Origin of the sequence: Delftia sp. WSY_7 (assembly GCF_043104845.1) — a bacterium.
GTDB lineage: Bacteria > Pseudomonadota > Gammaproteobacteria > Burkholderiales > Burkholderiaceae_C > Comamonas > Comamonas tsuruhatensis.
The window spans coordinates 1-19,936 of record NZ_JBICLB010000028.1 but is presented as its reverse complement, the minus strand read 5'-3'; the positions used below and the strand labels follow the sequence as shown (position 1 = coordinate 19,936).

Sequence of the window (19,936 nt, the reverse complement as noted above, 5' to 3'; positions counted from 1 at the left end):
CATATATGCAAAACATTTTTATCGGTAAAGGTAATCTCGGTCAGTCGCCCGATCTGCGCGTTATTGCCGGAGCCAACGGCGACTTCGAAGTAGCGAGCATGCGCATCATGTTTGGCCGCTACGCCCGTAACAAAACGACAGGGGAAGTCGAGCAGGTTGGAGGCTTCTGGCGGGAAGTTGAAATCTATGGTCAGAAGGCCCGGGATGCTGCCCGCCTGCTGCGCAAGGGCAGCCGTGTCCTGGTGTATGGCGAAGAGCGCGACTTCATGGCCAAGGACGCGGCTACGGGTGCCGAGGTGCAGGTCATCAAGGTCGTCGCTGAAGACATCGCGCTTCAGCTGTCGCGGGTGAAGTCAATCGAGTTCGAAACCGCGACTCGGCGTGCTCCCGCCTCTGGCGATCCGCAGCCTGAAGCTGAGCCAACTACGGTTTGAACCTGACGGCGCGCTGTTTCCGTTCCATCCATCGATCACAGTGCGCTATGCCGTCACCTAGGCTTTTTTGTAGACGGTAGCCAACACTGCTGTCCGAAAGTCGGGCGTACCAAGCTTGGCATGTGGCTGGGCATCGAACACAATCTGCCGCTTTTAACAGGCTGTGAACACGATGAAGCTGCTGCATGACTTCCTAATTATTGCTGTCCCATTGGCCTATATTATTCTTATGTTTGGATTATTTCCGCTTGGGATTTTTGTATTGTTGGTGGAAGCCAAAAACAGAAGAAAATTCATCCGAGATGTGAAGGAGAAAATAAGCAATAAAATTGATTTAAAGAGTGTTGAAATTCAACGAATAGCAAAAGCAAGGGGGCTCAAGGACGGGGCTGCGACAAGCATGCTCCGTAAAATATGCTCTGACTCAAGAGACCCAGCCCTTCATGAAAAGCTGTCCTTACTCTGCGAAAAGATGGAAGCCATAACTCCATATTCCGATCTTCCAGAAGATGTGCGGGATTCTCTTCTCCGTATGAGGGAGTTTCTAGATACTAACGGCTTTGCTAAGGACCAGCGATTGATGGAGCCAATAATCTCGAACTTGTCAGCCCATGTGGATTTAGAGAATGACTATCTTCGTTCGAAGAAAATTGCAATCTTCATGAATTTCATCGGATTTGTGTCATTTGTGTTTGGTCTGTGGGGTGTTTATGTTGCAATGAACAGTCCGACCATCAATCAGATCAAAGAGGTCGTCGAGTCTGCAATTGTTAACGGGTCTACGAATCTTCCGGTGGAGAAATGATCGATGTTCAAGAAATCAGAGATGGATTGCCAAGAGATTTGCGTCCTGGACGACGCCCAGTTCTATGTCGTTGTCGTCAAGAGTGCAGGCCAGCGTGAAGAGGACGCTTCTGCATTTCTGCTGATGCGCGAGACTGGTGCCGCCAAAGATCCATGCGTTGGCAGCGCGATACTAGAGCTCGACGGTGCCTGGAATACTCGAATTACTGTCACATACGATGAGGTTTCTGAGACGGATTCCATACATATCGGCGATTTCGATAGCCGTGTTGAGGCCATTGTTTTGATGTGGCGCCGACGGCATGAGTCAAGCTATTTTCCGGCACAATAATTAATTTCTCCTAGTGACGCATTTGCGACCGCCAGCCTATATAAGCTGTCACAGGAGTGGGTGGTGAATTTAAGTTGTTGCAACGATTTCCATCGTAGGCCACTGGTTCAAGATGGCCGTTTGGTTGAGTCCAATTGGGATGATTTCTGTAATGCCATATTTGAGAGAAATATCATTGAGTATGGCGCATCATTTGATCAATTTATTCTGATGGCCTGCGAAGAGTTTGATCGCGCGATAGCTCTTCTCCCTGTGTCAGTCCATCCGCAAGCAATAAAAATAGCCAGAAACTGGGGTTATGAATCGGCTGAAAATCGTCGTTCGAGAATAGATGAATTGAAAGAGCGTGGGCATTACCCCATTGAGAAGCGCCCGAATATAGACAAAGTGGAGTGGGTGATCTGATGACTGATCGTCAGATCAAACCTGTGCATATCGGACCAGTCACCATCACGCCCCCGGACCTGCTTTTGCAGGCTGCCTTTGACGGGCTCAGGGTGGGCTTGCAGCTCACGCATGTGCCAGGTTTGAAGCGGCCCTTGGCAGCCTACGATGCCTGGTGGTGTGCAGCACGGCGCATGTGGATGCTGGATGTCAATGATCCTGCACGCGTCGAGCAGATCCTGCAGCACGCATACGCCGGTCAGTTCGTGGACCTGGAGCGCCTTGATGTGACGCTCCGGGCCGCAATGGCAGCGCCGCAGCACGACTACTTCACGCAACTGCTCGACGTACAGGTCTTCCCGCTTGCGAAGGGTGATCTCAGCCGCGGCCGGTATGCCGTCAGCTTCACATACGACCCGCTGTGCGTGCGCGCCATGCGCTCCCTGGGCGGCTACTTCCACAAGCATGCATCCGCCTGGCAGGTCAGGGCCACACCGCAGGAGATCCAAGAGCGCTTGAAATCGATTGCTGGGGTGGAGCCCGAGTTCGTGTTTGTGCACGAGCAGCCTGTCGTCATTGAGGAACTGGCGAGCACCGGCAACCAAGGCTCGCCCATCAGCGTACCGTCCGCGCCACCCCCCAGCGGTGGTGGGTCTGGCACAAGCGAGGAGGAGGGCAGTGGCTTCCTCTCGACGGAGCGCGGCCATGTCGCGGATTTGCCCTATGACGCTGTGGCCCTGGCCAGTATGGTCGCGTGCGGCACGCTGCGCGACTACCAGGCCGAGGGCGTGGTCCACATGTTGCGCCAGTCGGGTGCGTGCATGGGCGACGATATGGGCCTGGGCAAGAGCCGCCAGACTGTGGTCGCATCGCGCATGGCCGCCGGCACCGGCCGGGTGCTGATCGTGTGCCCTGCCTCGCTGCGCCTGAACTGGGAGCGCGAGATCCGCATGATCTACCCGGACGCCCGAATCGGCATGGTGGGCGAGGATCGCATGGCCACGCTGCAGGGCTGCGATTGGGTGATCGGCAACTATGAGCGCATGGGTGGCCTGGTGCGGGAAACAGGGCTGGATTTCGCTGTGATGGCTGTTGACGAGGCCCACTACCTCAAGGAGTACCAAAGCGGGCGCACGCGCAACGTCTTCCTGCTGGGCGCGCGCATCGAGCGCTGTTATGTGGTCACGGGAACGCCGCTGTTGAACCGGGAAGTCGAGATGCACACGCTGCTGCGCATTACTGGCCACGAGCTGGGGCACCTGACGTTGGCGGATTTCCGCAAGCGCTTCGCCGGTGCGCCCGAGAAGCGTGCGGCCCTGGCCGAGGCGATCAAGGGCTGGATGATCCGCCGCAGCAAGTCGGTGCTCAAAGACCTGGGCAGCAAGGAGCGGCAGATGCGCTACCTGTCGCCGGCGGAAGGCTTGGATGCCTACAAAGAGATCTACGGCGACATGAGCCTGCAGGCGATGCCCAAGATCGTGCGGCTGCGCAAGGCCCTGGAGACGCTCAAGATCCCGTTCCTGGTCGAGACTGCAGAGGCCCTGGGCGCGGACGACAAGCTCATCATTTTCTGCGAGTACATGAGCACCGTGGAGGCGCTGAAACAGGCCCTGGATGCGATGGGCATGCGTAGCGTCAGCCTGGTAGGCGCAGACAGCGCAAAGCGGCGCCAAGCCGCTGTTGATGCCTTCCAGACAGATGCGGGAATCAAGGTGTTCATCGGCACCACCATGGCAGCCGGCGTGGGCATCACGCTAACGGCCGCGAACATCGTGGCCTTCGCGTCCATGCCCTGGACTCCAGCGCTGATGCGCCAGGCTGAAGATCGGGCCTACCGCCTGGGGCAGAAGAGGGATGTCCTGGTGCTGGTGCCTGTGATTCCTGGAACCATCGACGAAGGCGTTCTCGCGCTGCAGGAGAACAAGCGCACGACCGAGGAGGAGGTCATTGAAGCCGCCAAGACAGCGCTTCCTGCAGAACAGCGGCCTATGCTTGTTGAGGTTCCTCCTGAAGTGGTTGAGGAGGAGGCTGCGCTGGCAGTGTGAGGCGATGCTGACGGACGTTCGCGGGCAAGGTGCTGGTCACCACGGGCGACATGGACACCGTGGTGCAACTTCTGGGGCACGCCAGCATCGACTGCTCGCAACGGTACGTTGATGTCAACCAGGATGTGCTGCATGCGCTGTATGCAGATGTCGTTTGACTATGATATAGATGCGCGATGCGCCACACGCTACAATTTCGACCATGATCAAGAGCTTCAGGCACAAAGGGCTGCAGCGGTATTTTGAGTCAGGGAGCAAGGCGGGCATTCAAGCTGCACACGCCCCTCGGCTGCGTTTGCAACTGGCGGCCCTCAACCAGGCAACCAAGCCCGAAGATATGTCGGCTCCTGCTTGGGGGCTTCACCCATTGAAAGGTGGCCTAAAAGGGCATTGGGCCGTCACCGTGAATGGCAACTGGCGCATGGTTTTCACCTTCGACGGAACCGACGCTGTATTGGTGGACTACCTGGACTACCACTGAGAGAAAGACATGACCAAGATGCACAACCCTCCGCACCCCGGCGAAGTCCTGCGCGAATACCTTGGAGAGGTGACCGTAACGGACGCGGCCCAGCAACTCGGCGTGAACCGCGTCACGCTGACACGCATCGTCTCCGGGCATTCGGGGATTTCCCCGGACATGGCATTTCGCCTGGCAAGCGCGTTTGGCACGAGCCCTGAACTCTGGGCTGGGATGCAGATGCAGTACGACCTTTACCGGGCCAGCAAGGCGAAGCGTCCACGCATTCACCGCATCACTGCTGCTCCCGCGTGATGGCCACCAAGAAGATCACCAGGATGGGCAGTCTCACGGTATACAGTTCATGGTCGATCAACAGGGCAAGGTGCTAACTGCCCGTCGGAACAAGTAGGAAAACACCGTGACAACAAATTTCGACGCATGGGCAGTCTTTATCTTGAGCGGGGCCGTTCTGTTCGCAGGAGTTGGCCCAGGTCCTGCAGAACTCAATCGCGCAATTGGCGTGGTCGCTTCGATGGTCAGCTTCATGATTGGATTTATACAAGCGAGGAATGCGGCCCCGTCTTGCTTGCTGTCGTTCCTAGTGAGCGCTTCCGGCCTGGTTGTCGCATTTACTCAGTTAAACGGATAGATCACGGAAATAGAATTTATGAGGCGAGGCACGCTTCATAAGATTGGGCGCGCAGGCATAAAAAAAGACTACCTTGGTAGTCTTTTTTTCTAGCCATCATATGGTGTAGGCAGAACGGTCTTTGCCCTTGATCCAGTCTGGCGGCTTACCGCGACCAGTCCAGGTCTTGCCAGTGGAAGGATCTCGGAATTTTGGCTCGCCGGCTGTAGTCTTGTATGTGCGCTTTGCAGTGAAGATGTCATCTGCAGTGAGGCCGTAGTCCGCTACAAGGCTTCGAATTTTCGCAACCACATCACTGACTTCCTGTTTGCGAGCGGCTTCAATCTGGGCTTCCAGTGCCTCGCGCTGGGCGAGAAGTTCTTTGTATGAGTTGCTCACGGTTGTTCGCCTAAAAAGTTAAAGAAGCCTTAATGATAACAATATTTCAGATGTGCTGAGGATATTAATGTGTACTGTGGTTAATACGTATTAGATTGATCCTGCACTACAAGCTAGCGAAGCGGGCTCAGCGCCGCTACAATCGTCTCGTGAACGCTCTCCGAGCACCACGTAGCGTCTGAGCCCTTGTGAGACGCGCGCCTGCAGCTGCAGGCAGGGCACATTTCTTCACCTTCCCACCGGGACCAACGAGTCCCAGCTGGGGGTCGTTGTCCTTCACTCGAAATCAACGACATGTCCTCATCTACTCGCAAACCCCAACAAGCCGCATCCGCCTTTGTCAGCGCCTCCCAGTGGGATGCAAAGCATCTGGCAGATATGGTTTCGCGGGTTCAAGATCCCCTGGTCGCTGATATTTTGATTGGTCTGCTCGAGGAGCATCCCGATCTGAAGATGCAGTATCTGGGTGTCTATACCAAGGCCTGGGAAACTCTGCGTCGGGCAGAGCAGATCCGGGAAAAAGCCTATGAGGCCGGCCAGAAGTACGCAGATCGGCGCCGCAAGGTGTCCATGTGCGTGACCTGGTCAGTGAGAGTGTTGCGTGATTTCTATCGCTTGGTGCGACAAGAAATCCAAAAATCTCGCGCTGAGCAAAATGAGAAGCAAGCAGCTAAACCTGCACCTGCACCTGCCAAGCCGAAAGGCGAGAACGTGATCTGCCTTCCAATGGTCCAACGGCCTACTGGAACTGACCGCTAAGCCTTTGGGCTTCAAACAAATCCCATCATCGAGCATTTGCTTGGTGATGGGATTTTTACTTGTGTGATTCTTTATAACGCGGGAGAAATAATGATCAATGCTGAAGAATTGTCCAAGGGGCTTATATCCAAGAATAGCAGTGCTAGAAAGGCGCAGGCAACTGCTATCATGCGTCTGATTGGTGGGCTGCGAAACTTTAAAAATGGTGAGTTTGAGTTGGACGTCAAAGAATCCATGGCAATTTATGATGCAATCGCCGTGTTGGAGAAGGGCGCCCAGGTTCTAAAAAAAACAGCAAAGCTGAAGCTTGAGCAGGAGCAAATTAGAGCTAAGCGTCACGCTGCAGTGGAGAAAGCTGTAAATGCTAGCGACTTTGCTAAGCTGAATACTGTTGGCGAGCATATCGCACTTTTAAGCCTTATAGACTTCCATAAGATTGCCTGGTTCGGTGATGACAGGATGTATGCTTTATATGTTTATCGTGAATGCCATCAGGAATGCCTGAAATCCATGGTTGATAGCATCGCGTACAGGGCTGAGCCAATAACCGAACAGCTGGATAGAGCATGGAGCACTTTTCAGGAAAAGCTCCCCTCTCTGAAACAGAAACATGCAGCCTTGATCCTGCGGATCACTGAGTTGCTGGAGGAGGAGAGTGCACGGCAGCAGGCAACTGTCAACCGCATTTGACCAGCTGAAATCTGTCTGTTAGTCTTCTTCCCGTGAACCGCCGCAAGGCACACAGTGACTGAGCTCTTTCTAGTCACAGCACGGTCTCCCAAGGACCATGTAGAGCATTTTTCGCAACCCGGATGGGGACCAGCTGCCCCATCCAGACCTCGCGGTCCGGTGCGTGCATCTGCGCTCCCTTTCCACATTCTTCTGGAAACTTTGGAGATCACCATGCAAGCAACGAACGCACAACGCGAGTATTTCAACCTGCACACCACCGGTGTCGGCTATCTGAGCCGTGTCCGTTGGGTTACGCCGCAAGGCCGTGGCCGCAAGTCTGAGCCTTTCCTCGCATGCGCTATCAGTGCGTTGCGTGGGAGCTCTGATTCGTCCGACACGACCTACTTCGACCTCCGCGTGAGCGGTGCCGAAGCGATCGGCTTGATCGAGAGCATGAAGCAAAGTGTGGACGAACGTCGCAAGGTCACTGTGACCTTCCGCATCGCCGACACCTACCCTCATGTCTACGAGCGCGATGTGCGCGACCAGCAAACCGGACGCCCCACGGGGCACAAGGAAATGGCCGCGCTCATCAAGGGCCGCCTGATTCTCATCTATTCGATTTCGGTCGATGGGGAGTCGGTGTACAAGCGCAGCGCAGATGGTGCTGAGCCTGCAGGCGAAGATGCTCCTCGTGAGCATGAACCGCAGGGCGAAGGCTTCTACCAGGACGAGTCCTGGCCTGAAGACCAGCAACAGCATCAGCCTCGCCAAGCTCCACAGCATGCGCCGCAGCAAGAGGCCCCCCGGGGCGCTCAGCAGTCGCGTCCTGTGGATGCCCAACGGCCAAGCACTGCCCCTCAAGGGCACGCTCAGTCGCGTCAAGCAGCCGCTCCGGCTGCCCGCGGCCATGGCCCCTCGGCATACCCTCGTCGTCCAGCACCGCATAGCGGAGCTGGTTACCGAGAGCCTGCCGGTCAGCGATAAGCTGAACTAGCGCCAACCAGCCCCTGTCCTGCATCGCAGGCCAGGGGTTGTTTTTTGGCCCAGATTTACAAGTTTTGCGCTATGCTCAAGGCTTCCAAGCGTTTGCAGGTATCGCTTAAACCTGTGGCCACTTTGTGGCAAGGCATGTGAGCTCCTGAGACATGCACGCCCTCGGGTTGGAGCACTTTGATTTTGCGCACCATCTCGTTGACGCACACACTTCGCCGGTGTGCGAGATCACACAGCCGGCTGACTGGAAATCTCCCGGAACATCCAACCAGCACTCCATGCGTTCACGTGTGGAGTGTTTTTTTTCACCCGTGGGGCCTTGCCCATGGGCTCTGGCTCCGTCTTTTGGAGCAAGAGCACATGATCAAGCTCTCCGGCATCACGCTGAGAGTCAAGAAAATTCGCGGGGGTCGCAACGGCGACTTTTGCGTGGGTGAGTTGTTCACCGACATCGGTGAGTTCCGCGTCTTTGACCAGCTGCTCGACCAGTTTGATGACGGCGTCTACAAAGGCACGGCTTGGGTTGAGCGCATCTTCCTTAAGCAGTACATCCACTTCAACAAGTCCATCACTGAGATCCGCGCCGTGCTGCACGATCTTCAGATCGATGACATGGAAGAAAGGCCTGAAGAACCCCATCTTGTTGAAGCTGACCCGGCGGACGAAGAGCCGGTTGCAGTCCCGCCGCCGCCTCCTCGGTCGGCATCAGCAACCGCCAGCTCGACTCCTATGTCCGGGACATCAAGTCCGGGCTCGGCCCAGTCCAGAGCGAATGTGGAAGAGCTCAAAAAGCGCATCCAGAAGCGGCTGGCCAGAGTGGATCAGGCGCCGACCGCTATGACGGTTTCTGACCCCGTACCTGTTGAAGATCCGCAGTCAGCGCAAGAGGCGCAGCTGCAGGAGCTTTTCGGGGAGCTTTGGCCGCAAGTGCACAGCCGGGACGCTGTGAAGCTCGACCCGACCGTGGATCGTCTTCGCCTGCGTCAGCAAGTGGCAGCCCTCAAGGACCTGGGCTACAGGATGGCAGACATTCAGAGCCAGACCTGGCATCCGATCTGACCTGACACATCAGCCCGCATCGCGGGTTGTCTCTTGCGCATCTGGCGGTGCTCAATAGACAGCCTGCAGGACCCGACAGGGTAGGGGGCTCTCAAATTGGGGTGGCTGCGACCTGATGCGCAGCGGCTTTGCGATAGTGCAGCCACGGTGAAAGCCAAGCCGTGCCTGTGACCGCGCCTTTCCTCGGTCGCCTGAGCTCCACCTGGTGACCGGCCAGCCACTGGCGGCCAGGAGCATTGTGAAATCTGTGGAATCCGATGGGTTCCCTCAGCAGCTGCAGCTGCGGCTGCTGAGGGAAACCATCCAACCATTCAGTATGGTTTCGAGCACATTGAGCCCCGCAAATGTGCAAAGCAGTTCGCTGCTTGGGCATTGCCATCATCACCACCCTTCGCGGGCACAAGAGCCCGTCAGGGAAGGCGTGCCCGCTCTTTTTTCGGGAGGAGTAGACTCATGGGCATGCGCATCAAACTGAGCGTCTTTGAAGCACTGACCGAGGCTGGCGTCACGCCAGACAAGGCCCGTGCCGTGGAGCGTGAGCTTGAAAACGCCATCCAGACTGTCCAGGATGCTGTGCGTGCAGAGATGCGCGACCAGGTCATGACCAAATCGGATGGCGCCGAGCTGAAATCTCAGATCGCCAACGTGCGAACTGAAATCTCGGCATCTGAGACTCGTCTCAATGCCCGTCTCAATGACCAGCTGCGCTGGATCATCACTACGCAAATTACGGTTGTCGGGCTCGCCATCGCGGCGGTCAAACTTCTGTAGTTCACCTTCTCATCCACCCTCGGGGACCATCGTCCCCAAGGGCCGGTTGTCCCCATTTCTTTGGAGTCAACCATGACTAACCCTCAAGCTCTTCCTGTCTGGACGGCCGAGCAGCGCGCGCGCACGCACCAAGCGTTCAACCGCTGGATGCAGGCCTGCACGGAGCAGGAATATGAAAAGCTGATGGATCTGCGCGAGCAGGTCGCGCCTGGCGAAGTCTGTTCGATCGTCAAGCTGGTCCAGTCGTGCTACGCACGTCCGGAGCTGCTTGCTGGTCTGCCGGCCGGCCTGGTTCAACTGATGCGAGAACGGAATTTGCCGCAGCCTTTTGCTGTCGCATCCGCTGCCGCAGGATAGGAAGCGCATCACGCGCATCGAGCTCCTCGAAGATGTGGACCAGGTCCAATTCTTCGACGGGGCTTCCTTCAATCACTCTCAATGTGGGGCGCGTTTCGGTCATCCGAAAAGTGTCTCACGATTTCAACCTTCCCCCCAACCCGGATGGGCCGTGTCCCGTCCGGGCGCGCTCGTCCATTTCCCCCTCTAAGGAGAAATGTCATGACGCAAACCGAAATCCCAAGCGCATCCAAGGCAGATGAAACCGTTCAAGTTGGTGCTCTTGCCCGCGCAAGCGGAAAGGAGTATCCGATGGGGATTCTGCAAAGTGCTGCGGGCTTCTATCTCGGGACCTATTCCGACAGTGGTCCGTTCACGCGCGAATCCATGCAGTACTGGCCTACCCGTGAGAAGGCCAAGAAGGCATGGGATGAAGGGCGCTGGACACAGCGCACCTATCTCTGACCACCAACCCAGCTCACAGGTCATCCTGTGGCTAGGGCTTTCAACACTTCAACTCAACTTCAACCCGGATGGGCCGTCCCGTCCGGGGGCGCTCGTCCATTTCCCCTCAAGGAGAAATGACATGTCGCAAGTTCAATTCGCAACGTCCGCAAAGTCTGAAATCGCGCCCTTCGGCCTGCTCGCAGCCCAACGCGGAAAGTTCCTGCAGCTGCAGGTGCTGTCCAGCAATGGAGACTTCTACCTCGGTACGAGGTCTGAGCATGGTCCATTCACGCGGGAGTCTGATGAGTCCTGGAACAGCGAGCGTCAGGCCATCTCGGCCTGGAACTCCGGAATGTGGACCCAGCTGTGATCTACCAGGCAAAGCTTGCTTTGCCATCCACCAACCAGCCAGCACCAGGGATCTCCCTGGGCTGGCTTTCTTTTTTTGGGGAGAGCAGGCCATGGCCCTGATCTTCGCGCGCCTGGCGCGCAACTACATCAAGGCTGGGTACTTCCCGACCGATGAAGAATCGATTGCCCGCATCGCCAATCTGCTGCGCATGCCCGATCACGGCAACGTTCGCATGCTGGATCCTTGCTGCGGCGAGGGCACGGCCCTGGCCGATGTGCGCCAACTGCTGACCGTTGCTCGCGGTGCGGCCGCCGGCGCCGAGGCCTTCGGCATCGAGCTGGACCGCGACCGTGCGCGGCACGCCAAGGAGATCCTCGATCGCGTGTTGCAAGCCGATGTCCACGATGTCATCGTGCGGCCGCGCAGCATGGGTCTTCTGTTTCTCAACCCGCCATACGGCTACGGTGTTTCTGACCAGGCCGCACAGCGATCCCTGATCGACGACCCGGAGAAGGCCGAGCGACTGGAACGAACGTTCCTGCGCAAAACCGTGCCCTACCTGGCCTACGGAGGTGTGCTGGTCTACCTCATTCCGCACTACGCGCTCGACGACGAGATCCGCGGCTACCTGGTGCGCAACTTTCAGGATCTGCGCGTCTTCATGGCACCGGAGCGGCGCTTCAAGCAGTGCATCGTGATCGGCACCCGCTGCCGGCCGACGCATGCCACCAAGGCCGCTCTGCAGCCGCTCGTGGACGCGCAGGACTCGGAGGAGGGCGCACCCTTGTTACCGGACTCGTGGGAGCTGGAGCCTTATTTGATCCCTGCGCTGCAGGGGGATCTGGAGCTCGACTTCCATGCCGTGCAGATCGATGAGGAGCAGCTGGTCGATGAGCTGGCCAAGTTCTCCCACAGCCTGCTGTGGGAGGGCCTGCAGGCTCACTTCGCTCAGGCGACTGGCGCATGTCGGCCGCCACTTCGTGACCTGACACCTTGGCACCTGGCCTTGGCCTTGGCCGCTGGCCAGGTCACGGGAAAGATCACGGCCGGCAACGGCCGCACGTTTCTGATCAAGGGCGATACCTACAAACGCAAGGAGCGCAAGGTCAGCATCGACGTGGACGAGAAGGGCAATGCCTCGCAGTCCACCGTGCTGCTCGACCGTTTCGTTCCCGTCATCAACGCCATCGAGCTCACGCCCGATGCGCGCCTTGGGCAGATCGTCAAGATCGCCTGACTTCTTTCAACCCCATGGGGCACCAGCCCCTCGGGTCGGCTGCCTCGCATTTCAAGGAGGTGGCCGTGCCACAGCAAACCAATGTCGAGTTCCTCACCGAGCTCATGGAGTTCTCGAAATTTGGGCCCATGGTTCAGGCTTTCGTGATCCAGGCTTTGCACGAAAAGGCGGATGAGATCGCCAGCGAGCCACATCCCGAACGCTATGACTGCGCGCTTTTTGAGGGTACGTACTGGCAAGCAATTGCCAAGGACGTGGCTCGCCAAATGGCCGAGAAATATGGCGAATACCACCGCGATCAACCCGCAACGGACTGATCTGCATCCTCGTCTCTACCGGGTCCTCGTGCCGGGTAGGGCCATCCTTCTTTTTTCACCCGATGGGGACAGTCCCCATCGTGGGGCCGTCCCTGCAACACAGGAGATGACCCATGGAAATTGAAGACCTGGTGCGGCCCGCCGCCACCATCCCACAGACCACACCCTTTTTTCACGCGAGTCGCTGTGTCACAACGATCGGCGTGGACGATCTCATCTGCAAAGGTGAAGTCGATCCGCACGAGCTGCTGCGCCGGCACCAAAGCGGGGATTGGGGGGAGATCCACACGCTCGATCGTGCGCTCAACCAGCACGCGCTGGTCGATCGCGCCATGGTGATGTCCGTCTACAAGGTGGGCGATCACACGATCTGGGTCATCACCGATGCAGGGTGGCAGACAACCACGTTGTTGCTGCCCTACGAGTATTGATGATGTCCGCGATCGAGACCCTCAAGCAGATTGCAGCGCTGGATCGCCAAGGCCTCACGGCCCTGGATGAATCCATGCTCGATCTGCTGGCAACGCTTCCGGCCCTGGTGCCGGGCATTCTGAAAACCTTGGACCTGGCCAGCGATGCGCAAGCTTCGCTGGAGAACGTCCTGTGCCATCTTGGCACCCGCATGACCGCCGCCGATCTTCGTGCGCGCGACCTTGTGGCCACCGAGCTCCTGCAGTCCCTGCAGGTCCTCTCGGGGCAGCCTGGCAGCAGGCTGCACTGACATCTTTCATCCACCCACCCGGGGCAGCAGCCCTCGGGGGAGGCTGTCCCATTTATTTGGAGATAGCCATGACGACACTCACCCAGTCCTCCTGTGCGGAACTGACTTTTCAACAGTGGGAGGCGGCCGTGATGGAACTTTTGCGGTCGCAGCCGAAAGGCACGGCCCTGAAGCTTGGTCAACACGGAGCCATCCTTCTTGTGCTTGATGAGCTTGCGTATCTTGAGTCAGGTGATTCCATCCGCGATGCCGGCAGCTGCGAGGCCTCAGCCTGGGAAGGGCAGAACTTGGTCTCGGGCATGCAAGCGCTGGCCGAGCGTACGCTTTTCCAACGCTGTTCGCCGCAGGAAGTGGAAGCCGACGAACTGGAGATCCTCCAGTTCTTTTTGCAACCGCTGCCACACCGAAAGGTCAGCTACGACGACTTTGCACGCTACACCAGGATGCTGCTTATGAAGCATCCAGCGGGTACGGCGCTGCATGTGCCAAACCACCTGGACTATCTGCTTGTCGGGGGCCTGCTCAGCTGCATTGACAGTCAGTCCAGCATCGACGGCATATGCCTGCGTGATGCCGGCAACTGGTCGTCGATGGAGGCGGACTTGCAAGCGCTGCGATCGCCGAAGTTCTTTCAGCGCTTCTGCGCAGAGGAACTGGAAGCCTACCTGCAGGATGGACACCCCGAGGGGCATCTTGCGCCGGCGGCCACTGTCGATACCGTACGCATGAGCTGCCGGGAGTACGAATGCGCCGTGAAGGAGCTTCTGGTCAATCAGCCCAAGGGCACAGGCCTCAAGGATGCTCGTGGGGCCATCTTTCTCATCAACGGCGAGCTGATGCACGTCGCGGAGGGCAAGGAGCTCGATGATGCAACCGACTGCGATCCCGAGGCCTGGGGCGACACAGATCCAGCACCGGACCTCGAAGCCCTGGCGCGCGCTGAGCTCGTCCAGGTCTTCTCCACTGCGGACGTGATCGCTTTCGAGCGCTTGCGTTTGAACTGACCACCTTTCAGCACTGCTGAATTCAACCAAAACCGGCGACAGCCGGTTTTCCAGAGCCTGCCAGGGGTGGGCTGCGGAAAACCGTTTGAACCATTCAGAACGGTTTTAGGTGCGCTGAGCCTTGCAAGCGCGCAGGTCGCAAGACCAGGCATTTTTCCAACCACCCCTGCGGGCCTCGTCCCGCAAGGGCGGCGCTCGCTCTCTCAATCCAACTTGAAGGAGCATTTCATGCGTACTCACTACAGCCACTCCACACGCGATGGCCACAGACTCGTCACGATCATCGACCTGGGCGGCGCCAGGGAGCTCGACATCAGCACCCGCAAGGGTCTTGGCGGCTCACTGGAGTCCCGTGCATCGGTCCACCTTTGCACCGGGAACACTCGCCGCCATGTGATCGGCTTCAACGGCGAGGGCGACTTCAATCGTCTCTTCCTTTCAACCACCCCCAAGCGTGTCACCGAGAAGGTGGCCCGGGAACAGCACGCACAAATCCTGGCCCAACTCGAATCCGTCAAGCTGGCCGTGGAAATGCACTATGCGGCGCAGGACCGCAAGGAGCCTGCTCATGCATGACCTGGAAGTTGCTGCCCGCGGCGTTGTGAACACCTGGGAGCAGGGCAATCTGGCCCAGGCCGTTTGCGCTCTGGACAAATGCCTGCAGGACCAAGATCGATTCCGTCGGGAATTTGCTTGGGCCGTCGACCAGGCCCGCCAGCTGCATGGCAGCGATGACTCCTTCGCAGATGTGTCGCCACTTGTGGCACCGGCCGATGAAGGCGTCTATGTCTCGGTCTGGTTGTGGGTGCCGAATCCCACCTGACCATTTCTCAACCCATGCGGGGCACGCCCCGCATGGGGCTGCTCCGTCTTCTCTGGAGCATCTCTTGACACCACACCGCAGCCTCTACCGCATCGAGGGCTACGCCGACCTCTGGGTCGATGCCTGCCTGCGCAATGACGAAGGCGAGCTCATGTTCCTGTCGTTCTACGGCCGCGATGCCTCTGCCATGCAGTTCATAGCGGCCGCCGAGCTCGGCAGCCAGGCTGAATCCGGCATCAGCCGGTTCGCCCTGGTCGGCGCCGGCGGCGAGCGGCAGTTGGTGGACCTCGGATCTACCGACCGCCTGGCCAAGTTCAGCGGCCGGCTGCCACGCCAGAACCTGTTCGGGCCGCTGAGCCATCTTTGGCTCTACGACAAACGCCTGCGCGCCCTGGACCAAGCCAATCGCATCGGCTGGGTGCTGGCAACCAGCGGTGACATCGATGCGCGAGTGTGGAGCCTTGTCAAGGAACTGGCGCCCATCGCCTTGCTGGATACCTGGCAGCAGCCTCTGCTGGCCTGGTGTCAAGAAAAAGGCGCGGTGCACGAGCTTGGCCAAGGTCTCTATCCGCGCATCGGCGAACTCCGCGCGCTGCGCGTGAGCATCACCGACCACTTTATCCGGCACGTCAGTGCCGGCGTCCGCGAGCGTCAGCTCGTCGCCTGAACCTCTCGCCTGAATTCGAGCCAGGCCATGCGCCAGGCCTCGGGCACACCTTTCCACCCAACCACCAGGGCGCACCGCTGTTCTTCAGCGGTGCGCCCTTATTTTTTGGAGCAAATCATGGAAGTTTCCACACCCACCACACCCGTCCTGGAGCAGGACACTACTACCGTTGCACCTGTTGCAGCATCGGATGCCACGGGCGAATTCGGCCAGATCGAGGGCGAGGACTTCCTGGCCGATGTGATCAGCGAGACCATCCCGCTGGGCGATTTCATCCGTGAGTTTGGCCAGGGCCTGCTGGACCAGGTGCGTGCCCAGCATCCACCTGTCTACATGCCCGAGCGAGACAGCCAAACAAGCGTTTGGAAGGATCGCCAACAGATCCTGCAGGGGCTCAAACGCAAGCCGTTCGCCGCGCAGTCGGAGGCCGTGCAGGCCATCGTCAAGCTGTTGGCCGACCGGGGTGAGCCCGCGGCCGTGCTGAACGCCGAGATGGGCACGGGCAAGACCATGATGGCCATCTGCACCGCCGTGCTGCTGCAGCACCTGCAGCAGCGCAATCCTCGGACACTGATCATCTCGCCGCCCCACCTGGTCTACAAGTGGCGGCGCGAGATCCTGGAGACCGTGCCTGGTGCGCGCGTGTGGGTGCTCAACGGCCCGGACACGCTGCGCAAGCTGCTGGCCCTGCGTTCGCGCCTGGGCCTGGAATCCAGCCAGCCGGAGTTCTTCGTCCTGGGCCGCGTGCGCATGCGCATGGGTTTTCACTGGCGGCCGGCGTTCATCGAACGCAAGCTGCTGATCGAGGGCCAAGTGTTCTCTGCGGCGTGCTGTCCCAACTGCATGCGGCCGCTCGAATCCAAAGGCGAGGAGGGTGAGACGCTGCCGCTGTCAGCCCCCCTGGCCAAGCAGCTGCTGAGCGAGCGCCGGCGAAAGTGCGACAGCTGCAGCTCCACGCTGTGGACGCTCATCCGTAGCGGGAAGCCCATCCAGTCCATGTACGACCTGGTGCTCGACGCGCTGCAGCAGCTGCCGACCATCGGGCCGGTGGCAGCCAAGCGCCTGCTCAAGACCTTCGGCGAGAAGACTTTGGCTGCCATGCTTGAGGACAACGTCTACGAGTTCGTGAACTTGATGGACGAGAATGGCGACCTGGTGTTTTCCGACCGACAGGCCAAGCGCATGGAGCGGCGCCTGGCCAACTTCGAGTTCTCGATAGGGCAGGGGGGCTATCAGCCCACCGAGTTCATCAAGCGCTATCTGCCCAAGGACTACTTTGGGCTGCTGGTGGTCGATGAGGGCCATGAGTACAAGAACGAGGGCTCGGCCCAGGGGCAGGCCATGGGTGTGCTGGCCAGCCAGTGCTCCAGGGTGCTGCTGCTGACGGGAACGCTCATGGGCGGCTATGCAGACGACCTCTTCCATCTGCTGTGGCGGATCAACCCCGCTGCGCTGATCGAGGACGGATTCAAACCCTCCAAGAATGGCTCCATGGCTGCCGCCACTATGGGCTTCATGCGAACGCACGGCGTGCTCAAGGACGTATACAAGGAGTCGGCATCGACCTCCCACCGCACGGCCAAGGGCAAGCAGCTCACGGTGCGCACATCCAAGGCCCCGGGCTTCGGCCCGGTGGGCATCATGCGCTACGTGCTGCCCATCACGGTCTTCCTGAAGCTGCGCGACATCGGCCAGAAGGTGCTGCCGGCCTATGCCGAGTCCTTCATCGACGTGCAGATGCAGGAGGACCAGGCCGAGGCATACCAGGTCATGGCGCTCAAGCTCGTGCAGATGCTCAAAAAAGCCCTGGCCATGAAAGACAGCACGCTGCTGGGCGTGGTCATGAACGTGCTGCTGGCATGGCCAGAATGCTGCTTCAGGACCGAGACCGTCAGGCATCCCAGGACCAAGGCACTGCTTCACCTGCAGGCGCCGGTCTTCTCGGAAACCGAGTGCACACCCAAAGAGCAAAAGCTGATCGAGCTGTGTTTGGAAGAGAAAGCACAGGGCCGCAAGGTGCTGGTCTATTCCATCTACACGGGCACACGCGACACCACCGCCAGGCTGCGCATGCACCTGGAGGCCCGGGGCTTGAAGGTCGCCGTGCTCCGCGCCAGCGTGGACGCATCGAAGCGAGAGGACTGGGTGGCCGACCAGGTCGATCGCGGCGTCGATGTGGTCATCACCAACCCTGAGCTAGTGAAGACGGGCCTGGATCTTTTGGAGTTCCCGACCATCGTCTTCATGCAGTCCGGCTTCAATGTCTACACGATGATGCAGGCGGCCAGGCGCTCATGGCGCATTGGTCAAAAGCACGACGTGCGCGTGATCTTCCTGGGCTACGCCGGCACCAGCCAGATGGATTGCCTGCGGCTCATGGCCAAGAAGATCACGGTGTCTCAGTCCACCTCGGGCGACATGCCGGAGTGTGGCCTGGACGTGCTCAATGACAATGAGGGCGAGAGCATCGAAGTGGCCCTGGCCAGGGAGTTGCTCGCAGCCTAACAGCGTACTGTGCGCAAGTACAAAAGCCCCGACAGAATCATTCTGCCGGGGCTTTTTTATAGAATTTATTTGACTTGTCTTAATTGTTTGAATAGCATGCTGTGAACTTATTAAACAGCACTGGATTAATGTTCAATGATTTTCAATAAGATTCCAATAATACCCAGCTCATCATGGTATACCGAGAAAAGCAAAGAGTCAGGCGTACAAAACTCATGCAATTATGCCGACGTTCGTAAATGTCATAGATACTATGAAAGTATATATCTACTCACAAACGTAGGAGCGATAGCTGGATTGGACGATGATACAATTAATGAATTAGATAAACATTGGAAAGATAAAACGCTCGTACCGCTGATAGAAGAGGATAGAACTTCAATCTCAAACGAAGCTGGAAAAGTAGATCATTTGTCTAATTTCTGCCCGGAAGTATCGGGCAGATATTACAGATACTATGCAAGTTTTATGTCTAAATATGTTGATCATATAGATCAAGACTCTGGACATCGAAGGGCAGAACGGGATGGTTTAATCGACGATTGGCGATATGTTTGGCAAACTGTTGTTCCATGCCACTACTTAGACTGTACTGTATTTGAGAAAGTTAAGAGTTTTAATGGAGACACCGGATGGAGGTTTGACAATTTCATCCATAAAAATATAAAATCCCAAATTGCGCGAATGGAAGTGTGCTTGGAGAAAAATGACTTTTCTGGGGTGTTGCACGCGTCGGCAAACGTATTGGAAACCTTAGCCAAGGATATTTTAAATGATCCAGTGCTAGGAGATAAAACACTTGGCTCATTTTTGCAAAAATATGAGAAAGAATCTGAATTGCCAGAAGAAATCAAGAAAGTTGCCGGAACGATTTATAGACTGAGAAACGAGACTCCCACGGCTGGGCATGGGAGTCTCAAAGAATCAAATATTAGCATGTATGATGCTATTGTAATATCCGCAGCTACTAAATTCATTGTTGAAGTTGAATACAGAAGCCGCGCCATATCATCAACTACCTAAGTGATAAAATACAAATAATCAACCATGATGGGTAAATATATCTCTCAGTTCTTTTATGCTGGCTGAGTCATGAATCAGTGACAAAGCACTTGCAATATCGATCTGCTTGTGTTTTAGAAGATATTTCAAACTCTGCACAAATGGTGAGCTGCCAACGCCAATTCGCCTTTGCTGACTTAGAAAGTCTTTTTCGAAGCTCTGAAGCTCTGTGCCATCACTTTGTGGCGACAGCATTTTCTCAACCGTTTCCGCCAGCAATGTCACACCATTTTGCTTCGCTGTGAAATCCATAATTTCAAAAGCGAGCGATTTCGCGTGAGAATTAATGGTTGGCAGCAAGGCTTGAGCCAAGACTCCTACTACATTTGTCGCAAAAGACAGTTTTTCGCCCTGCGTATCAAGAAAGCCCAGCGCTTTTCGGATTGCGCCCATGGCATTGGCGGCGTGGATAGTGCCGAACACCAGGTGACCCGATTCACCGGCGCGCACGGCAGCCTTCATAGTCTCTGCGTCGCGGATCTCGCCGATGCTCAGGACGTCCGGAACATACCGTAGCGCTTGTTCAACTGCGTTGGCATAACTGTCTACATCGTTTCCCACCTCTCGGTAGGTAAAGCGCGACATCCGAGCCTTGTAGATGAATTCAATGGGCTCTTCGATGATGACGATGTTGGAAGAGCGTTGCTTGTTAACCTGGTTGAGCATTGCTGCAATGCTCGTGCTCTTTCCTGCACCAGTGCGGCCAGTTACCAGAACCAG

At 57.4% G+C, this 19,936-nt stretch carries 27 protein-coding genes; 25 read left to right on the top strand and 2 right to left on the bottom strand.

What is annotated here, in order from left to right:
* The first annotated feature begins 5 nt into the window (after positions 1-5).
* The 7 genes from ACF8ME_RS11540 (at position 6) to ACF8ME_RS11510 (ending at position 4,773) form a co-directional block, all read left to right on the top strand.
* Positions 6-434, top strand: a complete 429-nt coding sequence (locus tag ACF8ME_RS11540) for a single-stranded DNA-binding protein (RefSeq protein WP_289241054.1) — start codon at positions 6-8, stop codon at positions 432-434.
* Between the two features lie 172 nt (positions 435-606).
* Positions 607-1,239: a hypothetical protein gene (locus ACF8ME_RS11535; protein ID WP_392416494.1), complete on the top strand. Its 633-nt coding sequence runs from the start codon at positions 607-609 to the stop codon at positions 1,237-1,239.
* A gap of 3 nt (positions 1,240-1,242) precedes the next feature.
* On the top strand, positions 1,243-1,569 hold the full coding sequence (locus ACF8ME_RS11530) for a hypothetical protein (protein ID WP_392416492.1): 327 nt from the start codon (positions 1,243-1,245) through the stop codon (positions 1,567-1,569).
* A gap of 120 nt (positions 1,570-1,689) precedes the next feature.
* Positions 1,690-1,974, top strand: a complete 285-nt coding sequence (locus ACF8ME_RS11525) for a hypothetical protein (RefSeq protein WP_289241057.1) — start codon at positions 1,690-1,692, stop codon at positions 1,972-1,974.
* Between the two features lie 173 nt (positions 1,975-2,147).
* Positions 2,148-3,998: a DEAD/DEAH box helicase gene (locus ACF8ME_RS11520; protein ID WP_392416603.1), complete on the top strand. Its 1,851-nt coding sequence runs from the start codon at positions 2,148-2,150 to the stop codon at positions 3,996-3,998.
* 202 nt (positions 3,999-4,200) lie between these two features.
* Entirely contained in the window at positions 4,201-4,479 is a 279-nt protein-coding gene (locus ACF8ME_RS11515; RefSeq protein WP_338500734.1) for a type II toxin-antitoxin system RelE/ParE family toxin, read from the top strand.
* 9 nt (positions 4,480-4,488) lie between these two features.
* Positions 4,489-4,773: a HigA family addiction module antitoxin gene (locus ACF8ME_RS11510; RefSeq protein ID WP_392416489.1), complete on the top strand. Its 285-nt coding sequence runs from the start codon at positions 4,489-4,491 to the stop codon at positions 4,771-4,773.
* 433 nt (positions 4,774-5,206) lie between these two features.
* Here the strand turns inward: ACF8ME_RS11510 and ACF8ME_RS11505 are convergent, their stop codons facing one another.
* Positions 5,207-5,488, bottom strand: coding sequence for an H-NS histone family protein (locus ACF8ME_RS11505; protein ID WP_338500735.1), 282 nt, complete (start codon positions 5,486-5,488; stop codon positions 5,207-5,209).
* 294 nt (positions 5,489-5,782) lie between these two features.
* On the opposite strand from ACF8ME_RS11505, the gene ACF8ME_RS11500 reads away from it, so the two are divergent.
* From ACF8ME_RS11500 to ACF8ME_RS11415, 18 genes are all read left to right on the top strand, one after another.
* Complete coding sequence (locus tag ACF8ME_RS11500; RefSeq protein ID WP_392416487.1) at positions 5,783-6,247, top strand: hypothetical protein; 465 nt, start codon at positions 5,783-5,785, stop codon at positions 6,245-6,247.
* Between the two features lie 90 nt (positions 6,248-6,337).
* Positions 6,338-6,937: a hypothetical protein gene (locus ACF8ME_RS11495; RefSeq protein ID WP_392416485.1), complete on the top strand. Its 600-nt coding sequence runs from the start codon at positions 6,338-6,340 to the stop codon at positions 6,935-6,937.
* Between the two features lie 213 nt (positions 6,938-7,150).
* Positions 7,151-7,906 (top strand): DUF3577 domain-containing protein, encoded by a 756-nt coding sequence (locus ACF8ME_RS11490; protein ID WP_392416483.1) that lies wholly within the window; start codon positions 7,151-7,153, stop codon positions 7,904-7,906.
* A gap of 369 nt (positions 7,907-8,275) precedes the next feature.
* Positions 8,276-8,974: a DUF3275 family protein gene (locus tag ACF8ME_RS11485; RefSeq protein ID WP_392416482.1), complete on the top strand. Its 699-nt coding sequence runs from the start codon at positions 8,276-8,278 to the stop codon at positions 8,972-8,974.
* A 453-nt stretch (positions 8,975-9,427) separates the two neighbouring features.
* Entirely contained in the window at positions 9,428-9,745 is a 318-nt protein-coding gene (locus tag ACF8ME_RS11480; RefSeq protein ID WP_392416480.1) for a hypothetical protein, read from the top strand.
* 72 nt (positions 9,746-9,817) lie between these two features.
* Positions 9,818-10,102: a hypothetical protein gene (locus ACF8ME_RS11475; protein ID WP_392416478.1), complete on the top strand. Its 285-nt coding sequence runs from the start codon at positions 9,818-9,820 to the stop codon at positions 10,100-10,102.
* Between the two features lie 201 nt (positions 10,103-10,303).
* The gene (locus ACF8ME_RS11470; protein ID WP_392416475.1) at positions 10,304-10,546 is read left to right on the top strand and encodes a hypothetical protein; all 243 of its coding nucleotides are present in this window, start codon (positions 10,304-10,306) and stop codon (positions 10,544-10,546) included.
* A gap of 121 nt (positions 10,547-10,667) precedes the next feature.
* Entirely contained in the window at positions 10,668-10,898 is a 231-nt protein-coding gene (locus ACF8ME_RS11465) for a hypothetical protein (RefSeq protein ID WP_392416473.1), read from the top strand.
* 91 nt (positions 10,899-10,989) lie between these two features.
* Positions 10,990-12,117, top strand: a complete 1,128-nt coding sequence (locus ACF8ME_RS11460; protein WP_392416470.1) for a DUF6094 domain-containing protein — start codon at positions 10,990-10,992, stop codon at positions 12,115-12,117.
* Positions 12,118-12,182: 65 nt separating this feature from the next.
* On the top strand, positions 12,183-12,434 hold the full coding sequence (locus tag ACF8ME_RS11455; RefSeq protein ID WP_392416467.1) for a hypothetical protein: 252 nt from the start codon (positions 12,183-12,185) through the stop codon (positions 12,432-12,434).
* Between the two features lie 113 nt (positions 12,435-12,547).
* Positions 12,548-12,865, top strand: coding sequence for a type I restriction endonuclease subunit M (locus ACF8ME_RS11450; RefSeq protein WP_289241074.1), 318 nt, complete (start codon positions 12,548-12,550; stop codon positions 12,863-12,865).
* A 2-nt stretch (positions 12,866-12,867) separates the two neighbouring features.
* On the top strand, positions 12,868-13,155 hold the full coding sequence (locus ACF8ME_RS11445) for a hypothetical protein (protein WP_392416464.1): 288 nt from the start codon (positions 12,868-12,870) through the stop codon (positions 13,153-13,155).
* 68 nt (positions 13,156-13,223) lie between these two features.
* On the top strand, positions 13,224-14,159 hold the full coding sequence (locus tag ACF8ME_RS11440; RefSeq protein ID WP_392416462.1) for a hypothetical protein: 936 nt from the start codon (positions 13,224-13,226) through the stop codon (positions 14,157-14,159).
* Positions 14,160-14,387: 228 nt separating this feature from the next.
* Entirely contained in the window at positions 14,388-14,735 is a 348-nt protein-coding gene (locus tag ACF8ME_RS11435) for a hypothetical protein (protein WP_126312623.1), read from the top strand.
* On the top strand, positions 14,728-14,982 hold the full coding sequence (locus tag ACF8ME_RS11430; RefSeq protein WP_126312624.1) for a hypothetical protein: 255 nt from the start codon (positions 14,728-14,730) through the stop codon (positions 14,980-14,982). The genes ACF8ME_RS11435 and ACF8ME_RS11430 overlap by 8 nt, the downstream gene beginning before the upstream one ends.
* Positions 14,983-15,046: 64 nt before the next feature.
* Positions 15,047-15,649, top strand: a complete 603-nt coding sequence (locus tag ACF8ME_RS11425; protein ID WP_392416458.1) for a hypothetical protein — start codon at positions 15,047-15,049, stop codon at positions 15,647-15,649.
* Positions 15,650-15,766: 117 nt separating this feature from the next.
* The gene (locus tag ACF8ME_RS11420; RefSeq protein ID WP_392416455.1) at positions 15,767-18,154 is read left to right on the top strand and encodes an SNF2-related protein; all 2,388 of its coding nucleotides are present in this window, start codon (positions 15,767-15,769) and stop codon (positions 18,152-18,154) included.
* Between the two features lie 297 nt (positions 18,155-18,451).
* Positions 18,452-19,177, top strand: coding sequence for a hypothetical protein (locus ACF8ME_RS11415; protein WP_392416454.1), 726 nt, complete (start codon positions 18,452-18,454; stop codon positions 19,175-19,177).
* Between the two features lie 18 nt (positions 19,178-19,195).
* On the opposite strand, the gene ACF8ME_RS11410 is transcribed toward ACF8ME_RS11415, so the two are convergent.
* The coding region (locus ACF8ME_RS11410; protein ID WP_392416452.1) for an ATPase, T2SS/T4P/T4SS family at positions 19,196-19,936 on the bottom strand (741 nt) is incomplete at its 5' end.

What these genes read in the sequence shown, in the direction of transcription:
- ACF8ME_RS11445 (WP_392416464.1), top strand. Translation starts at nt 12,868, where the DNA reads ATGTCCGCGATCGAGACCCTCAAGCAGATTGCAGCGCTGGATCGCCAA.
- ACF8ME_RS11440 (WP_392416462.1), top strand. Translation starts at nt 13,224, where the DNA reads ATGACGACACTCACCCAGTCCTCCTGTGCGGAACTGACTTTTCAACAG.
- ACF8ME_RS11470 (WP_392416475.1), top strand. Translation starts at nt 10,304, where the DNA reads ATGACGCAAACCGAAATCCCAAGCGCATCCAAGGCAGATGAAACCGTT.
- ACF8ME_RS11535 (WP_392416494.1), top strand. Translation starts at nt 607, where the DNA reads ATGAAGCTGCTGCATGACTTCCTAATTATTGCTGTCCCATTGGCCTAT.
- ACF8ME_RS11540 (WP_289241054.1), top strand. Translation starts at nt 6, where the DNA reads ATGCAAAACATTTTTATCGGTAAAGGTAATCTCGGTCAGTCGCCCGAT.
- ACF8ME_RS11465 (WP_392416473.1), top strand. Translation starts at nt 10,668, where the DNA reads ATGTCGCAAGTTCAATTCGCAACGTCCGCAAAGTCTGAAATCGCGCCC.
- ACF8ME_RS11520 (WP_392416603.1), top strand. Translation starts at nt 2,148, where the DNA reads ATGTGGATGCTGGATGTCAATGATCCTGCACGCGTCGAGCAGATCCTG.
- ACF8ME_RS11495 (WP_392416485.1), top strand. Translation starts at nt 6,338, where the DNA reads ATGATCAATGCTGAAGAATTGTCCAAGGGGCTTATATCCAAGAATAGC.
- ACF8ME_RS11530 (WP_392416492.1), top strand. Translation starts at nt 1,243, where the DNA reads ATGTTCAAGAAATCAGAGATGGATTGCCAAGAGATTTGCGTCCTGGAC.
- ACF8ME_RS11450 (WP_289241074.1), top strand. Translation starts at nt 12,548, where the DNA reads ATGGAAATTGAAGACCTGGTGCGGCCCGCCGCCACCATCCCACAGACC.
- ACF8ME_RS11460 (WP_392416470.1), top strand. Translation starts at nt 10,990, where the DNA reads ATGGCCCTGATCTTCGCGCGCCTGGCGCGCAACTACATCAAGGCTGGG.
- ACF8ME_RS11435 (WP_126312623.1), top strand. Translation starts at nt 14,388, where the DNA reads ATGCGTACTCACTACAGCCACTCCACACGCGATGGCCACAGACTCGTC.
- ACF8ME_RS11475 (WP_392416478.1), top strand. Translation starts at nt 9,818, where the DNA reads ATGACTAACCCTCAAGCTCTTCCTGTCTGGACGGCCGAGCAGCGCGCG.
- ACF8ME_RS11485 (WP_392416482.1), top strand. Translation starts at nt 8,276, where the DNA reads ATGATCAAGCTCTCCGGCATCACGCTGAGAGTCAAGAAAATTCGCGGG.
- ACF8ME_RS11430 (WP_126312624.1), top strand. Translation starts at nt 14,728, where the DNA reads ATGCATGACCTGGAAGTTGCTGCCCGCGGCGTTGTGAACACCTGGGAG.
- ACF8ME_RS11480 (WP_392416480.1), top strand. Translation starts at nt 9,428, where the DNA reads ATGGGCATGCGCATCAAACTGAGCGTCTTTGAAGCACTGACCGAGGCT.
- ACF8ME_RS11510 (WP_392416489.1), top strand. Translation starts at nt 4,489, where the DNA reads ATGACCAAGATGCACAACCCTCCGCACCCCGGCGAAGTCCTGCGCGAA.
- ACF8ME_RS11500 (WP_392416487.1), top strand. Translation starts at nt 5,783, where the DNA reads ATGTCCTCATCTACTCGCAAACCCCAACAAGCCGCATCCGCCTTTGTC.
- ACF8ME_RS11490 (WP_392416483.1), top strand. Translation starts at nt 7,151, where the DNA reads ATGCAAGCAACGAACGCACAACGCGAGTATTTCAACCTGCACACCACC.
- ACF8ME_RS11420 (WP_392416455.1), top strand. Translation starts at nt 15,767, where the DNA reads ATGGAAGTTTCCACACCCACCACACCCGTCCTGGAGCAGGACACTACT.
- ACF8ME_RS11515 (WP_338500734.1), top strand. Translation starts at nt 4,201, where the DNA reads ATGATCAAGAGCTTCAGGCACAAAGGGCTGCAGCGGTATTTTGAGTCA.